15 protein-coding genes are annotated in these 13,965 nt (G+C 59.9%); 5 read left to right on the plus strand and 10 right to left on the minus strand.

The window, feature by feature from the left end; genetic code table 11:
* Window positions 1-44: 44 nt before the first annotated feature.
* Both QWE_RS11125 and QWE_RS11130 read right to left on the minus strand, forming a co-directional pair.
* Window positions 45-545, minus strand: coding sequence for a BON domain-containing protein (locus QWE_RS11125; protein WP_006726217.1), 501 nt, complete (start codon window positions 543-545; stop codon window positions 45-47).
* 66 nt (window positions 546-611) lie between these two features.
* A complete protein-coding gene (locus QWE_RS11130; protein WP_006726218.1) occupies window positions 612-1,106 on the minus strand; it encodes a peptide deformylase in 495 nt (164 codons plus the stop codon).
* 180 nt (window positions 1,107-1,286) lie between these two features.
* Between QWE_RS11130 and mgtE the strand changes: the two genes are divergently transcribed.
* Window positions 1,287-2,699: a magnesium transporter gene (mgtE, locus tag QWE_RS11135; RefSeq protein WP_006726219.1), complete on the plus strand. Its 1,413-nt coding sequence runs from the start codon at window positions 1,287-1,289 to the stop codon at window positions 2,697-2,699.
* 108 nt (window positions 2,700-2,807) lie between these two features.
* The gene (locus tag QWE_RS11140; protein WP_040299962.1) at window positions 2,808-3,200 is read left to right on the plus strand and encodes a MerR family transcriptional regulator; all 393 of its coding nucleotides are present in this window, start codon (window positions 2,808-2,810) and stop codon (window positions 3,198-3,200) included.
* A 24-nt stretch (window positions 3,201-3,224) separates the two neighbouring features.
* On the opposite strand, the gene QWE_RS11145 is transcribed toward QWE_RS11140, so the two are convergent.
* The 3 genes from QWE_RS11145 to QWE_RS11155 all read right to left on the minus strand — a co-directional run bounded on the left by QWE_RS11145 (window position 3,225) and on the right by QWE_RS11155 (window position 5,493).
* Window positions 3,225-3,701: a methyltransferase family protein gene (locus QWE_RS11145; protein WP_006726221.1), complete on the minus strand. Its 477-nt coding sequence runs from the start codon at window positions 3,699-3,701 to the stop codon at window positions 3,225-3,227.
* A gap of 14 nt (window positions 3,702-3,715) precedes the next feature.
* The gene (locus QWE_RS11150; RefSeq protein ID WP_006726222.1) at window positions 3,716-4,729 is read right to left on the minus strand and encodes a heparan-alpha-glucosaminide N-acetyltransferase; all 1,014 of its coding nucleotides are present in this window, start codon (window positions 4,727-4,729) and stop codon (window positions 3,716-3,718) included.
* 71 nt (window positions 4,730-4,800) lie between these two features.
* Window positions 4,801-5,493: a DUF599 domain-containing protein gene (locus QWE_RS11155; RefSeq protein WP_006726223.1), complete on the minus strand. Its 693-nt coding sequence runs from the start codon at window positions 5,491-5,493 to the stop codon at window positions 4,801-4,803.
* Window positions 5,494-6,090: 597 nt separating this feature from the next.
* On the opposite strand from QWE_RS11155, the gene QWE_RS11160 reads away from it, so the two are divergent.
* Complete coding sequence (locus tag QWE_RS11160) at window positions 6,091-7,491, plus strand: L-serine ammonia-lyase (protein ID WP_006726224.1); 1,401 nt, start codon at window positions 6,091-6,093, stop codon at window positions 7,489-7,491.
* Window positions 7,492-7,791: 300 nt separating this feature from the next.
* Complete coding sequence (locus QWE_RS11165; protein WP_006726225.1) at window positions 7,792-8,229, plus strand: DUF1489 family protein; 438 nt, start codon at window positions 7,792-7,794, stop codon at window positions 8,227-8,229.
* 94 nt (window positions 8,230-8,323) lie between these two features.
* Here the strand turns inward: QWE_RS11165 and QWE_RS24400 are convergent, their stop codons facing one another.
* A complete protein-coding gene (locus tag QWE_RS24400) occupies window positions 8,324-9,901 on the minus strand; it encodes a winged helix-turn-helix domain-containing protein (protein WP_006726226.1) in 1,578 nt (525 codons plus the stop codon).
* Window positions 9,902-10,082: 181 nt separating this feature from the next.
* Between QWE_RS24400 and QWE_RS11175 the strand changes: the two genes are divergently transcribed.
* Window positions 10,083-10,817: a DUF1194 domain-containing protein gene (locus tag QWE_RS11175; protein WP_083872891.1), complete on the plus strand. Its 735-nt coding sequence runs from the start codon at window positions 10,083-10,085 to the stop codon at window positions 10,815-10,817.
* A 379-nt stretch (window positions 10,818-11,196) separates the two neighbouring features.
* On the opposite strand, the gene QWE_RS11180 is transcribed toward QWE_RS11175, so the two are convergent.
* The 4 genes from QWE_RS11180 to QWE_RS11195 form a co-directional block, all read right to left on the minus strand.
* A complete protein-coding gene (locus tag QWE_RS11180; protein WP_006726229.1) occupies window positions 11,197-12,405 on the minus strand; it encodes an MFS transporter in 1,209 nt (402 codons plus the stop codon).
* A gap of 142 nt (window positions 12,406-12,547) precedes the next feature.
* Window positions 12,548-13,075: an NYN domain-containing protein gene (locus QWE_RS11185; protein ID WP_006726230.1), complete on the minus strand. Its 528-nt coding sequence runs from the start codon at window positions 13,073-13,075 to the stop codon at window positions 12,548-12,550.
* 35 nt (window positions 13,076-13,110) lie between these two features.
* On the minus strand, window positions 13,111-13,458 hold the full coding sequence (locus QWE_RS11190) for a TraR/DksA family transcriptional regulator (protein WP_006726231.1): 348 nt from the start codon (window positions 13,456-13,458) through the stop codon (window positions 13,111-13,113).
* Between the two features lie 49 nt (window positions 13,459-13,507).
* Window positions 13,508-13,965 (minus strand): universal stress protein (locus tag QWE_RS11195; RefSeq protein ID WP_006726232.1); only part of this gene is annotated, 458 nt, incomplete at its 5' end.

The raw sequence follows: 13,965 nt of genomic DNA on the forward strand, positions 1-13,965 counted from the left end.
GGCCTTCGAGCCGGGTTTTTTGTTGCTGATTTTTCAACGACTTCTCAGTCGCCATCATTAGGAATGTGGCTGTCGACGCCGAGCGTGGTGACGAAGTTCTTCACGTCGCTGACGCCCTTCACACCCAGTACCTTGAGCTCGACCATCCGGCGCTCCTCCGGCGTGTCGACCGACCCGCGCAGCGTCACGACATGGCCGTCCACATGGATATCGAGACCGGCGAGGAGGGTGTCATCGAGAGCCTCGAGGGCGGTCGCGATGTCGGATTCGAGCTGGTCGTCGTCTTCCCGGCCATCGGTCGTCGGCAGCACCGGCGTCGCCGGCTCTGGCTCGAAGCCGTCGGCATTGACCGCATCGATCCGGAAGCCCTCGTTGCGGTCACGATCGAAATTGGCGCCGGTCTCGCCGTAGCCACGATTCTCGACCGGTGTCGCCGTCGCACCCGCCCCATCGGCATAGGGCCAGCCTTCGCCAATATTGCGCTGGTCGTAATCGCGGTAATCGTCTTCGCGGGAAAACTCGGTCTTGCGGTCGTCCTTGGCCATGGGAAGGCTCCTTGTTCATCTCGTCTGACGGAGATAACGCCCGGCCACTGGCTTTGTTCGATACGGTCAGCGCGTCGCCTTGTCCCACTTCTTCAATAGGCGTTCGCGCTTCAGCCGCGACAGCTTCATGATCCAGAAGATCCCGTCGAGCTGGTCGATTTCGTGCTGCATGCAGATTGCCGCAAAACCCGCCATCTCCTCCTCGACGACCGCCCCGTCCAATGTCTGGTAGCGGATCCTGACGGCCTTTGGCCGTGTCACCTCGTCGGTCATTCCCGGCATCGAGACGCTGCCTTCGGTATGCGTCATCATCTCATCGGAGGCCCAGAGGATTTCCGGGTTCACATAGTCGCGCCGCCCGCCGATCTCCGGGAGGTCGATCACCGTCAGTCGCTTCAGAATTCCGCAATGGGGTGCCGTGATGCCGACACCGGGAGCTGCCTTCATCGTCTCGTAGAGATCGTCGGCCAGGGTGGTGAGCTCAGGCCCGAAGTCGCTGACAGGCTCGGCAGGCGTTTTCAGGGCGGGATCGGGATAGCGGCGGATGGCGAGGCGGGTCACGAAAGGCTCATGTCTTGAGGTGTGGTGCGGTTACCGGCTGTGGCGGTCCGGCCACGCTAGCAGGCTCAGCGACGCTTTGCACAGACATCCGCCGATTTCCGCTATCTGCTTGTTGACTTGAGGGTTTTTGCGGCCATTCTCCGGGGCGTCGAGGCATGGTGTCGCGTATGAGAGGTCCGGATGACAGAGAACGAAGACGAATTTCTCAACCGTCCCGCGGCCGAGGATAGCCACGACGACATCTATGACGACGAAGGATCGATTCGGCACGATTTCCTGACCATGGTCGGGGCGGCGATCGCCGATCGTGACGTGCTCTTTCTCCGGCAGAATGTCGCGCGATTGCACGAATCCGAACTCGGCGACCTGATCGAGGCGATCCAGCCCGACCAGCGTCTGTCGATGATCCGACTGCTCGGCGCCGACTTCGACATGACGGCGCTGACCGAGGTCGATGAAACGATCCGCATGCAGATCGTCGACCAGATGCCGAACGAGCAGATTGCCGCGGCCATCGGCGATCTCGATTCGGACGATGCCGTCTACATTCTCGAAGACCTCGACGACGAGGACCGAGAGGAGATCCTTGCCCAGCTGCCGTTTACCGAGCGGGTGCGTCTGCGTCGCGCGCTCGACTATCCGGAAAGCTCGGCCGGCCGGCGCATGCAGACCGAGTTCGTCGCCGTGCCGCCTTTCTGGACGGTTGGCCAGACGATCGACTACATGCGCGACGAGGAGGATCTGCCGGAGAGCTTCACCCAGATCTTCGTCATCGACCCCACCTTCAAGCTGCTCGGTGCGGTCAATCTCGATGCGATCCTGCGCACCAAGCGTGCGGTGAAGATCGAGACCATCATGCATGCGACCAACCACCCGATCCCGGCCGAGATGGACCAGGAAGAGGCGGCGCAGCTCTTCGAGCAATATGACCTTCTGTCGGCCGCCGTCGTCGATGAGAACGAGCGTCTTGTCGGTGTGCTCACCATCGACGACGTGGTCGACGTCATCCAGGAAGAGGCGGAAGAAGACCTCTTGCGCCTCGGCGGCGTCGGTGACGAAGAACTGTCCGACAGCATTGCCGAGACGTCACGCTCGCGCGTGCCCTGGCTTGCCGTCAATCTGGTGACCGCCTTCATGGCGGCCTCGGTCATTTCGCTGTTCGAGGCGACGATCGAGGAGATCGTCGCGCTTGCCGTTCTGATGCCGATCGTGGCCGGCATGGGCGGCAATGCCGGCTCGCAGACGATGACGGTAACGGTGCGGGCGCTGGCAACCCGCAATCTCGACATCCACAATGCCTTCCGCGTCGTGCGGCGCGAGGCGGGCGTCGGTCTGCTCAACGGTCTGATTTTCGGCGTCTCGATTGGCGTCGTGGCGGGCTTCTGGTTTCAGGATCCCAATATCGGCGGCATCATCGCGACGGCCATGCTGATCAACATGATGGCGGCCGCCATCGCCGGCATCCTCATACCCCTGTCGCTGGATCGCTTCGGCGCCGACCCGGCCGTCGCCTCAGCGGTCTTCGTGACAACCGTGACTGATATCACCGGCTTCTTCGCGTTTCTGGGGCTTGCGACCTGGTGGTTCATGTGACCGGCGATACAGGCAAGATGAGCTGATCTCGCAAGGGGCGATCCGGGCAGCGCCGAAAAATTGACTTGTACGTAAAAGTCAATATCATGGTCCTCCCTAGAGGAACGGATGGCCGTGAAGAAATACTATAGCATAACAGAGCTCACGCGTGAATTCGGTGTGTCGACGCGCACCCTACGTTTCTACGAAGACGAGGGCCTGCTGCATCCGGAACGCCGTGGCCGGACCCGCCTCTACCGTGCCGCTGACCGTCGCTTCCTGCAGGAGATCCTGCGCGGCCGCCGAATCGGCTTTACGATCGCTGAAATCCGCGAAATCGTTCATGTCTACAAGGAGCCGCCGGGCGAGATCGGGCAGCTCAAGCTGATGATGAAGAAGATCGATGAGAAGCGCGACGAACTTCGTCAGAAGCGCCGTGATATCGACGAGACGCTCTCGGAACTCGATCAGGCCGAAGAAGCCTGTCTCACCCGCCTGGTGGAAATCGGCGTCGGCACCTGAGCCCCGGCTGAAAATCTTCCCGAATCAGATCCAGCGCCGCGTCCGCTTGCGGTAGCTTTCATAGTCGAAGCCGAAGCGGGCTTCGAGATGACGCTCTTCGTTCGGTATGGCGAGCAGCCGTGTGACGATGAGCGCCGTGGTGGCTGCAATCAAGAACCAGACATTGCCGGTGATGAAGCCGAGCGCCACCGTGAACAGCGTATAGGCGAGATAGATCGGATTGCGGCTGAAGCGAAACGGCCCGCAGGTCACGAGATGGCGCGCACAACCCGTGTCGAATACTGGCGTCTGGCGCTCCATTAGGGTTCGCACGGCCCAGATATCGAGGGTAACGGCCAAGAGGCCGATGCTGAAGCCGATCGACGGCAGAAGATAGGGAAGCGGCGAGGGGATCGGCCCCAGGGCCGCTAACCTGCCGGCCATGATCGCGCCGATGATGCCCGCCAGATAAAGCACGGGCGGCCAGGGGTATCGCAGAGGCTTCGCGCGGTAGGCATTCATCGGAGAATTCCCCCTTACGGCGCTGGCTGACTCCTGATGGTGCATTCCTCGGCCAGCGTCTGGATGCGGGCATTCTGCTCGTCCAAGTTTGCGCCAGACTGGAGGGGATCGAGGAGGTTCTCCGCCTGCAGGCGTTCCAGCGTGCAGCTGCAGAAGCGCTCGCAGAGGCCTGAATCGTTGCCCTGCTGCAAACAGCTCGCCTCGCAGCTCCCGATATAGGATGCGACCGGATCCAAAGCGGGTGCCGGAATGACGAAGCTCGCCAGATAGAGCCCGGCGATCAGCACTGGTTGGTGCAGCAGATAGACGGTCAGCGAGTGGCGGCCGCCCCAGCGCAGCCAGCGCGGCCCCGCCGGCAGTCGGGCAATCCAGCCGAGCCTGTCGCCGTCCACGAGGAACCGCGCTACTGCGATGCCGGTCAGCAAGGCCCCGATCCAGGGCAGCAGCGGCACATAGTCATTCGACCGCGGCAGGGTTTCGGAAAGCCCCAGGAACCAGAAATACCAGGCGTCGAAGGCGGGCGAGCGCAAGATGGCGGGCAGGGCGAAGGCGAGGCCGGCGGCAAGGAGCGTGACGAGCGGCGGGGCCTTGAGGAAGAGGAGTCCGATGACGCTGGACAGCGCGATGGCGTGCAGGATGCCGAAGAAGATCCAACTGTCGGGCGTGAACCAGTATGTCGCGACGGAGATCGCGGCGGCCGCAGCGACAATGACGCCGAGCCGGCGCAGGAATGGCTCCAGGCGCCATGTCGGATATTGCGCGAGCACGAGGCTGAAGCCGGCCAGGAAGAGGAATGTCGATGCGATCAGACGGGCATAAATTCGCAGGAAGCCCTGCGTGGACGTCCCCGGCGCCAGATAGCCGAAGAATTCCAGGTCCCAGCTGAAGTGATAGGTGGCCATGGCGATCAAAGCGAGCCCGCGCGCCGCATCGAGCGCCAAAAGGCGCGGTCTTGTCGGGGCGATGGGGCGCTCGGTCGGATCTGCCACTTGCTCTTCCTTAAGCTCTTCGACGACGGTGCTCACCATCGTCATTATGCTTCGGCGGGGTCGGCATCAAAGACGGCGAATTCAAGGCCTTTGCCGCTGATATCCTGCCGTCACCTATCGCTCGCGTTGAGGAGGGCAAGGCGTGCTTCCGAGAAAAATTGCCGGCGCAACAGCACGATGAAGACGAGAACAGTAGCGATCATGAAGACCCAGGGGCTGACGAACCAGCCGAGATAGCCGATCGAGTAGAAGATCGCCCTCAGGCCCATGTTGAAGTGACTGGCCGCGATGATGTTCATGCGAATCGTGCGCTCGGCGGCCTGCATCGCCCGTTCCGGGTCCTTCGCTGCTTCGTCCGCCATCGGGATCGCGCCGAAGAGAATGGTGCAATAGTTGAACAGGCGATAGGACCAGCCGAACTTGAAGAAGGAATAGGCAAACAGCGCGATCAGGCCACAGACCTTCAGCTCGAAGGTCGCGCGTCCGCCCTGCACGATGTAGGGGATGTCCTTCAAGATGGCATCGACCTGTTCGGTCGCGCCGAGAAGCGCGAAGCAGCCCCCGATCGCAAAGATCGTCGTGGAGGCAAAGAAGGCCGTGCCGTTCTGCAATCCGCCCATGATCTGCGTGTCGATCATCTTCAGATCACGCTTCATTGAGTTCATGATCCATTCGCGCCGGCGCTCGGCCATAGCCTTGGTCAGGCTCGTTCTCGACAGGATCTGCTGGTCGCCGGTTATCCGAGCATAAGCGAGCCAGAGCAGCAGAAAGAGCGCCATGGCGCAGTAGTCGACAACGGTCATATCGAGCGAATCCCAGGGGCGTGATCGGTGGGCGCATTATCCCGCCGATCGGTCCATCCACAACGGAAATTAACCACGCGAAAGATATTGGCCTAAATTGGGGCAGGGTGGTTGGCATCCTGATAACTGAACAATACTGCTATCCCATTGAAATTTCGACAATCCATGCAAGCCGTGCATGTCTGCCTCCCATTTGAAGCCTTCCTTTCGCCATTTTTGCAGTTGCGAACCCGCTCCGATTTTAATAGATCAGGCGTCAGAAAGCGGTCGGGGGACGGCTTTCCCTGTGAATGTGATCTCACTCGGAGTTTTCATGGAAGGTAGTTTCCATAAGTCGTGCTGGGGTGTCACATTTCGTGCCTTGATGGGTTTCGCCGGCTTCATGTGCCTGGCTTACCTTTTTGGTTCGATCTGACACCCGACACAGTCGATTGATCAAACAGCGCGGTCCTCACGGCCGCGCTGTTTGTGTTTCTGCAGTTCCGATCCCATCTCTGGTCATGTCGCGGCGGTGAAAGCCGATGTCGATTGCAAGGAGCATTCGTGTTACGCGATGCTCTAGCCTTTGTGCTTTCAGTCCCGCATGCGAGGAGCCTCATGTTTCTTTCGGTTTTCGACGTGTTCAAGATCGGCGTCGGCCCCTCGAGTTCCCACACCATGGGCCCGATGACGGCGGCCAACCGGTTCCTCGACCTCATTCTTTCCGACCAGTGGCCGCGTCCGGCAGGCGCGCATGTGGCGGCACTCAAGGCCAGCCTGCATGGATCGCTCGCCTATACCGGGATTGGCCACGGAACCGGCAATGCCGTCATCATCGGTCTGATGGGGGAGGCGCCTGACAGTGTCGATCCGGATCGCATGGAGGCGATCATCGCCGACGTCGAGCGCACGGGACGCGTCACCCCTCCTGGTCACCCATCGTATTTCTTCCAGCCGAAGGATGACCTCGTCTACGACAAGAAGACGCCGCTTACGGGCCATGCCAATGGCATGCGGCTCTCGGCTCTCGACAAGGACGGCCGGGTGCTGCTCACCCAGATCTATTACTCGATCGGCGGCGGTTTCGTCGTCACCGATACCGAGCTTCTCGCCATGCAGAAACAGAAGAAGCAGGCCTCCAGCCAGAAGGTGCCATATCCCTTTGCCTCGGCGAAGGAAATGCTCGCCATGGCCGCGTCATCAGGCCTGTCGATCGCCCAGATGAAACGGGCAAACGAGGAAGCGGTCCGCTCGCGCGAAGACCTCGATGCCGGGCTCGACAGGCTCTGGGAGGCGATGTCCAGCTGCATCGATCGCGGCCTGCGCCAGGAGGGCCAGCTGCCGGGCGGCTTGAAGGTGCGCCGACGGGCCAAGTCGATCCATGACCAGCTGCAGGAAGAATGGCGCTCCAACCGCCTCAATCCCGTGCTGGCCAATGACTGGCTCTCCGTTTATGCGATGGCCGTCAATGAAGAGAACGCGGCCGGCGGTCGCGTCGTGACCTCGCCAACCAACGGGGCGGCCGGCGTCGTGCCTGCCACGATCCGCTACTACCTGCATTTTCACCCCGACGCCGATCAGGAAGGCATTCGCGACTACCTGCTGACGGCGGCGGCCATCGGCGGGATCATCAAGCACAATGCCTCGATCTCGGGCGCGGAAGTCGGCTGTCAGGGCGAAGTCGGCTCTGCCTCGGCCATGGCCGCCGCAGGTCTTGCTGCCGTCATGGGCGGCACGCCGGAGCAGATCGAGAATGCTGCAGAAATCGCCCTCGAGCACCATCTCGGCATGACCTGCGATCCCGTCGCCGGTCTCGTCCAGGTGCCCTGCATCGAGCGCAACGCGCTCGGCGCCGTCAAGGCCGTCACCGCCGCCTCGCTGGCGCTGAAAGGCGATGGCGTTCATTTCGTACCGCTCGACGCCTGTATCGAAACCATGCGCCAGACCGGCAACGACATGAACGAGAAATACAAGGAAACCTCGCTCGGCGGCCTCGCGGTCAACGTCGTCGAATGTTGATGCGGGCAGGGGGGCGTAACGGCGCATGTCTCGACACCTTCCCTTCGTCATCCTCGGGCTTGTCCCGAGGATCTGCTGCCGTTGCGATCTGCTCGACGTCAACTCTGATTTCCCGCTGAACATTCGTTTTTCGGTCTCCCTCAATAGATCCTCGGGACAAGCCCGAGGATGACGACGCAGCGGCTGAACCAGTCCGAGGGTGATGTTGCGCCACCCTTAATCCACCGAAACTGTTGAGCACATCACCCCTGCGACACCCCGGCCCTTGACCCGCCAGTGGGACCGTCTATCTCGAATGCCATGGCACTGCATCTCCTCAAGCTCTGCGTCGGAGCCGACTCCATCGACGATCTGCGCGACTGGGTCGCTGAACGCTGCCTTGTCGCCGTTGCAGCGGGCCTCGAGCCTCACTCCACGCATGTCACCCGCATGGTGCCGAAGCGCGTCGAGGAACTGCTCGATGGCGGATCGCTCTACTGGATCATCAAGGGGCAATTGTCTGCACGGCAGAAGCTCCTTGATATCAAGACCTTCACCGGCGGCGACGGGATTACGCGTTGCGAGTTGATCCTCGGCCCCGAGGTCATCGAGGTGGCACCGGCGCCGCGGCGCCCGTTCCAGGGCTGGCGCTATCTCGACGCAGATGCCGCCCCGCGCGACCTTGCTGCCTCCGGCGCGAATATCGAAGATATGCCTGACGATCTGAAGCGGGAACTCGCCGAGCTCGGGCTGCTGTAAAAGGCATACCCGTCTTCGCTGACCGCTTCAACGCGTGCGCGCCGATGGTCGATCAGACGGGTACCGCCGCCGGCCTGCGGCGCTCCAGTTCTCGTCATGAATCGCTCAGATTCTGCGCGTCTTCAGCCTCGCTCGGAGAGGCCGCGTGGCGATCGGGTGGTACAAAAATCACGCCGTATCTTTTCTCTACCTGCGCGGCAAACCCTCCATAGATTCGCTCACGATGCTCCGGTGATATGAAATGCCGGGCTGAGCTATGGTAGAGATAACTCACCAATGCGAGCACGCCGCGGGTGCCAAGCGAATCCAGATAGGCTGCGTGCTGTGGTCTGAAGGGGTCGTCGGGCTTACCGATGAACAAGCCTACGGTGTCGATCGTCTCTGGATACAATTCGAACAACGCCTGTGCGTCCCGATCGAGTTCCTGCCGCCGTCCTGCAGCGAGAAGCGCTTTTAGTCTGAGGACCGACACGTAGAGCTCGAATTTTGATCCGGTCTCAGCCACATGCAAGGCGTGATCAAAGTATCGAATGGCTTCGTCGAAATGGCCGCGAGCAGCCTTGAGTTGCCCAAGTAGCGGATACACGGATGAGAAGCTTATCTCCTGTTCGTAGACTTCGCTCACTAGGCTTTCGACCAACTCCATATGTCCACGGTCGATGAAAAACAGCAGCTTGGCAATGCAGATGCGAAGAATGGCATGACCTTGCACCCGCGGCAGATGGTTCAGGCACAGAGCTTCGATTTCCAGCTCGGTTTCAGCGCGCTTCTCGTCGTTGAGGTCGCCGAGCAACGGCGCGAATAGAATTGTCGCATAGAGGTGGGATGCCCACATGATCGCATACTTGGAATCCTCAGGATCTTCTGCCCGCTTTTTCGCGATCATCTCGCCGCTTTTCAGCCAGGCGGTGTCGGCTAGCGCGAGAAGCCGGGAGGCCTCGTGCATGCTGAGCTCAAGGGGTATTTCATTCCTCTGGGTGCCATTTTCCGACTTGTGCAGGACAATGCACTCCACGATCTCAGCCGCGAGGCCTTCGACCGTACTCTCCTGGGGCTCCGCGAATGGCCAATCCAGGGCAAATTTTCGGATGGATATGATCTGCGTGTTGCTCGCGAGCCGTAAGATTGAGCGGCCATGAATTCGCCCCGCCTCCTGCAGGAAGGCGAATTCTAGACTGTATTCACAGTTCAAACGGTCGCCGTTGGTGCCAGGACCCGTCGTGATGCTCACCTTCCGATCAGGCCTGATCCGGCTTGCAATGGCTTGTCGCAAGTCCTGTAAAAGTTCTCTCACAGGACGCTCGAATGTTTCGTCGTTCAATCCATAGCAAGGCCCGATGAGCACGAAAGCCTTATCCGGTTCTGCCTCCTGGGGTGCGACCAGCCACACGTAACCTTCGCCATATCGAGTGGCTAGGAACCGGGGGGACTTTACATCATCCTTCAGCTTTTGCCGCAGTCTGTTGATGACGTAGTCGATACTCCGATCGGATCGGTCATCATCAGCTGCAGACGCCGCGTTGAGCAGCGCGTCCCTGCTCATCAGTCGGCCATGATTTTTCGTGAGCGCCAGGAGCAGAATCCGTTCGCTCTTGCTGAAACGGATTGTTTCCTCTCCGCGCTTAGCAATCTTCATCTCGTCATCAAATGCGAGGTCGAGAAAACGTTTCATACAGCGCCTCCCCAAATTTTTCAAAAGCCAAATATTACTGCGAGAATTATTAGTCAAACTCAATCCCGGTTACGAACGTCTGCATCATTATTCAAAAGTGTTCGTTCCTCTGTGAAACGTCCAGGTTTGTGCTGGCTGCACTTGTGCGGCCTGGAATTTTATTCTTATCGGAGGAGGGGAAATGACATCTGTACGTATCTGTCTTGCAGTGGGTCTTTCGTGCTTATTGTCATCTACTGCCGTGGGGAAGTCGCCGACGACGGTCAGTGCGGCAATCGTTTTCGCAGTGGACCGGTCCAGCTCCATATCGACCGAGGAAATGGCGGCCCAGGTGAGTGCCCACGTCAAACTATTGCGTTCTCCGGAGTTCCTCGACAAAGCGCTGGGTGGAGATCGCTGCCTCGGGCTCCACTATTTTGAATGGTCCGGTGTTGGTGATGTGCATGAGGTGCTTCCGTGGATGACCGTCTGCTCGGCGAGCAAGGCGGAAGTTGCGGCCGCGAAGATCGAGGCGAAAGCCGGTTTGCCGCCTCCAAGCGGGACTTCCAGGCGCAGCTCTCTGGCCTTTGCGATCGATTCCGGGCTAGCGGCCATCAAGGTCATGCCCTTCCGGGCATCGCGGAAAATCATCAGCATTTCCACCGACGGGATCAGCAATGATGGCGTGCCGCCCTCCGAGGCGCGGGACAGGGCTGCGAAGGAGAACTGCATCGTCAATGCGATTGCACTCACCGAGGGGGAGCCGGGCCTGGAAGCCGATATGAAGGCCTATCTCAGGCGGAACGTGATTACCGGCGACGGCTCCTTCGCGCTCGCTGCTCGTGACCTGGATGCCTATGAACAACTGGTTCTGCAGAAAACACTTCTGGAGGCCAGGGGGCAGGAACGCCGGCGGGTCAACTATCCGCCAAAATAACCGGTTTGCGGCCCGGGATGGAGGAGGGGCGAGGCAGAGACTGTCGCGCCCCCAGTCTCTCTCCATCTTTTGGGCGCAGTGTCCTTCTGTGGCAAAGCATGCTATCTGCGCCGCCATGACGACACGACCTGACTTTTTGACCCGCGCCATCCCCGGTCTCGCCCCCTATGGGCGGCCGGTGTTTGCGGTTGCGCCGATGATCGACTGGACGGATCGGCGCTATTTCTTCTTTTATAACAAATGAATACGCAGATTTGGTGTGTACCAAGTACCAACTTTTTGTTGAATAATGAAATAACGAGTTTTGATCGTCGCATTTTTGGGCAGACAGGGGGCATAGCGACGGGTGTCTCGATGACCACGGTATCGTACCGCCTACTCAAAGCTCCGTACTTCTAGTCCGCTTGACCGTTGAGGCCATCATTGACGCCACAAGAGCATAGGCGAAACATCCGAGTGCTTGGCTCTCCAGCGAAACGCCAGCATCAATCAGCAGACCCATGATGATCGGGGAAGCGCCGCTGGCAAGGACGGTACCTGCCTCGACAAAGGAACGCACCCTTGCCAATTCCAACGGGCCGAACAGGTCGACCCACAACGCGGTGGCAAGGGTCGAGGCAAGTGCCATCGAAGTTGCCATGAGCAGCATGTAGACAGGCGCGATCCATGGCGCGCTGATGTATCCGAGCAACAGCATGGCGAGCGCCTGCGGCAGGAGGAAGAACGGCAGCAGCCTCCTGGGGCCGACCTTATCTATGACTGGGCCGACGACCACTGAAGCGATCGCCTGGACGATCGCGAACACCGCGAAACTTGCGGCAACCGTTGCCAGATCCCAGCCTTTCTGTTCGGCGAGACGGGCCTGGTGGAAAAAGAAGCCGGTGACGATGAAGGGTCCGGCCAATATCGCTGGAAGGGTGAGAAGAAGGCGTGAATCGCGCCAGACCGCCGGGCTAACAGATCCTGTGCCTTCAGAGCGGTCTTTCCGGCTTCGTATCGGCCTGTCTCCCTGACGCGGCAGGAACACCAGAGCGAGCGCTACGCCTCCGATAACCAGAACAGCATTGATCCCCCAGGCCGTGCGCCAGCCTAGATGTTCCATCATCGTCAATCCGGCGATTGGGAACAGACCCTGCGCTACGGAGAGACCGAGCGCGATCACCCCGAGTGCCTTGCCAGCATCCTGCGGAAACGCCCGTGCCGTCGCAGTCAGCGCTGTGTGCGTCATGAGCCCCTGTCCACCGAGGCGGAGGAAACAGAAGGCGACGGCCAACATCACGAAGTTGGCGCTGATGGCAACCAGCAGGCAAGCGGTCGCCAACAGCAGCGCCACAGCCCAGGTGAAGCGGCGAACGCTCGTATAGTCGATCAGCCGGCCTGCCCATGTCAGCGTCAGCGCACTGGCAAAGGTTCCAGCGGCATAGGTAGCTCCGAGCCCACCATCGGTCAGATTGAAGGCATCGCGGAAATATGAGCCGGATACAGAAACGAAGTAGGTCTGGCCGAAGCTTGAAAGGGCCATCAGCAGCGCACCGAAGAGAAGCTGTTGCCAGTTGGCGCTGGCGAATTTTGTGTAGGCTTTGAGCATATCGATTTCCAAGACGATTTGCGCCCGAGGCAAAAGCCGGGACGTTGAATAGACCGCAGTGATTGGGAACTGTTGCTCGAATAAGCAGTGAAGCTATAGCGCGGGATCTCGGCCCGCGCTACCCAAAAGATCTCGCTTGGACTTATCTCGGATCGGATTTCTCGACGGCCAGCTCGCCTACAAGAGAAGCAAGGTCGATGAATGTGTGGGCCGCTTCAACGAGGATCGCTGGCGGTGCGATTGTGTCAGGAGCATTGAGCGTCGAAACCAAAGTCACCTTGATGTCGTATTCTCGCAGGGCCTCAAGCATCGGCACAAGCTTCGCGTCCGCCGCGACGACAATCACGTGGTCGCCGGGTTCAGCCAGAAGGATCGCATCGACTGCGATCTGCACAAGGTTGGTGCCATAACGCTCGCGCGGCTCACCCTTCTTGTGGGTACGCCCCCTCACAGAAAAGCCGTTATGTTCCAACCAACCGAACAGAGAGCGAAGGCGCTCGGCTTCATTGTCGTCACGGGCGTCACGATAGTAGTTCGATTGGCTGATCGTGGATCCGCCGCTCACCATCTGCGCCAGTTTGTTCAGATCAAGGGGTGTTTCAAACACTGACCGCAAACGGTCGTAGTGGCTTCCGTCAATCAGAAAGAGTGTCTGTTGTTCACGCGACATGGATCGCTCCTTTCTCTCGCCATGGCTTGCGCCAGCTAGGGCGCACAGCGCACGCAGGCCTCAAATGTGGGATCTATTTCCAGCCGTTTCACGGCAATCGGTTCGCCGCATCCGGCGCAATAACCAAATTCACCATCGCGGATTCGGTTCAAGGCCCGGTCGATTGCTATCTTTCGGTGCTGTCGGCGACGATTGATATCCTGGGCCATGGCTTGTTGTTGCATGGCGTCCATGCGGGACAATCGCCCAACGCTCTGTTGGTCCAGCTCGACGGGAGCTCGATATTCCCGGCTTTCGTCAATCAGCCGAATGGTCTCGATTAGTTCGCGTTCGAGACTGTTCTTGAACAGCGCGACGATTTCGGGATCCTCGATGGTCTTCATGTTTCTCCTCCGGGTAAGAGGGCGGGCAACATGCCCGCCCGTCTTATCTTCAGCGGAAGATGACGACCGGCACCTTGCAGGAGCGGATCATTTCCGTCGTCGTCGAGCCGATGAAGAGGGAGCGCAGCCGTGAATGGCTGTAGGCTCCCATGGCGAGAAGGTCGAAGCCTTCCTTCTCAACCATGTCCGAGATCACCTTATCGGCCGCGCCCTGCAGGAGTGCGACTTCCGGGGCATAGCCCGCGGCCTTCAGTATGATCGCAGCGTCATCGAGCTTCTTGCGGTTCTCGGTGGTGTCCGTCCCAGCCATCACGACCTTGCAGCCGAGACCGTCAAGGATCGGGCTGCGGGAGACCTGATCGACCGTCTTCATCGCCATGGTGCCGCCGTCATAGGCAATCAGCAGCTTGGTAACCGGCTTGAAGGCGCGTGAGGCAATGACGATCGCCTTGTGGGTCGAGCGCACGACACGTTCCAGGTTAGAGCCGAGATGGCCCTTGGCGAAGT

It is taken from the genome of Agrobacterium albertimagni AOL15 (assembly GCF_000300855.1).
In the GTDB taxonomy this organism is placed as follows: domain Bacteria; phylum Pseudomonadota; class Alphaproteobacteria; order Rhizobiales; family Rhizobiaceae; genus Allorhizobium; species Allorhizobium albertimagni.

Coding starts and splice junctions, on each gene's coding strand:
- QWE_RS11125 (WP_006726217.1), bottom strand. CDS start 545: ATGGCCAAGGACGACCGCAAGACCGAGTTTTCCCGCGAAGACGATTAC.
- mgtE (WP_006726219.1), top strand. CDS start 1,287: ATGACAGAGAACGAAGACGAATTTCTCAACCGTCCCGCGGCCGAGGAT.
- QWE_RS11140 (WP_040299962.1), top strand. CDS start 2,808: ATGGCCGTGAAGAAATACTATAGCATAACAGAGCTCACGCGTGAATTC.
- QWE_RS11145 (WP_006726221.1), bottom strand. CDS start 3,701: ATGAATGCCTACCGCGCGAAGCCTCTGCGATACCCCTGGCCGCCCGTG.
- QWE_RS11150 (WP_006726222.1), bottom strand. CDS start 4,729: ATGGTGAGCACCGTCGTCGAAGAGCTTAAGGAAGAGCAAGTGGCAGAT.
- QWE_RS11155 (WP_006726223.1), bottom strand. CDS start 5,493: ATGACCGTTGTCGACTACTGCGCCATGGCGCTCTTTCTGCTGCTCTGG.
- QWE_RS11160 (WP_006726224.1), top strand. CDS start 6,091: ATGTTTCTTTCGGTTTTCGACGTGTTCAAGATCGGCGTCGGCCCCTCG.
- QWE_RS11165 (WP_006726225.1), top strand. CDS start 7,792: ATGGCACTGCATCTCCTCAAGCTCTGCGTCGGAGCCGACTCCATCGAC.
- QWE_RS24400 (WP_006726226.1), bottom strand. CDS start 9,901: ATGAAACGTTTTCTCGACCTCGCATTTGATGACGAGATGAAGATTGCT.
- QWE_RS11175 (WP_083872891.1), top strand. CDS start 10,083: ATGACATCTGTACGTATCTGTCTTGCAGTGGGTCTTTCGTGCTTATTG.
- QWE_RS11180 (WP_006726229.1), bottom strand. CDS start 12,405: ATGCTCAAAGCCTACACAAAATTCGCCAGCGCCAACTGGCAACAGCTT.
- QWE_RS11185 (WP_006726230.1), bottom strand. CDS start 13,075: ATGTCGCGTGAACAACAGACACTCTTTCTGATTGACGGAAGCCACTAC.
- QWE_RS11190 (WP_006726231.1), bottom strand. CDS start 13,458: ATGAAGACCATCGAGGATCCCGAAATCGTCGCGCTGTTCAAGAACAGT.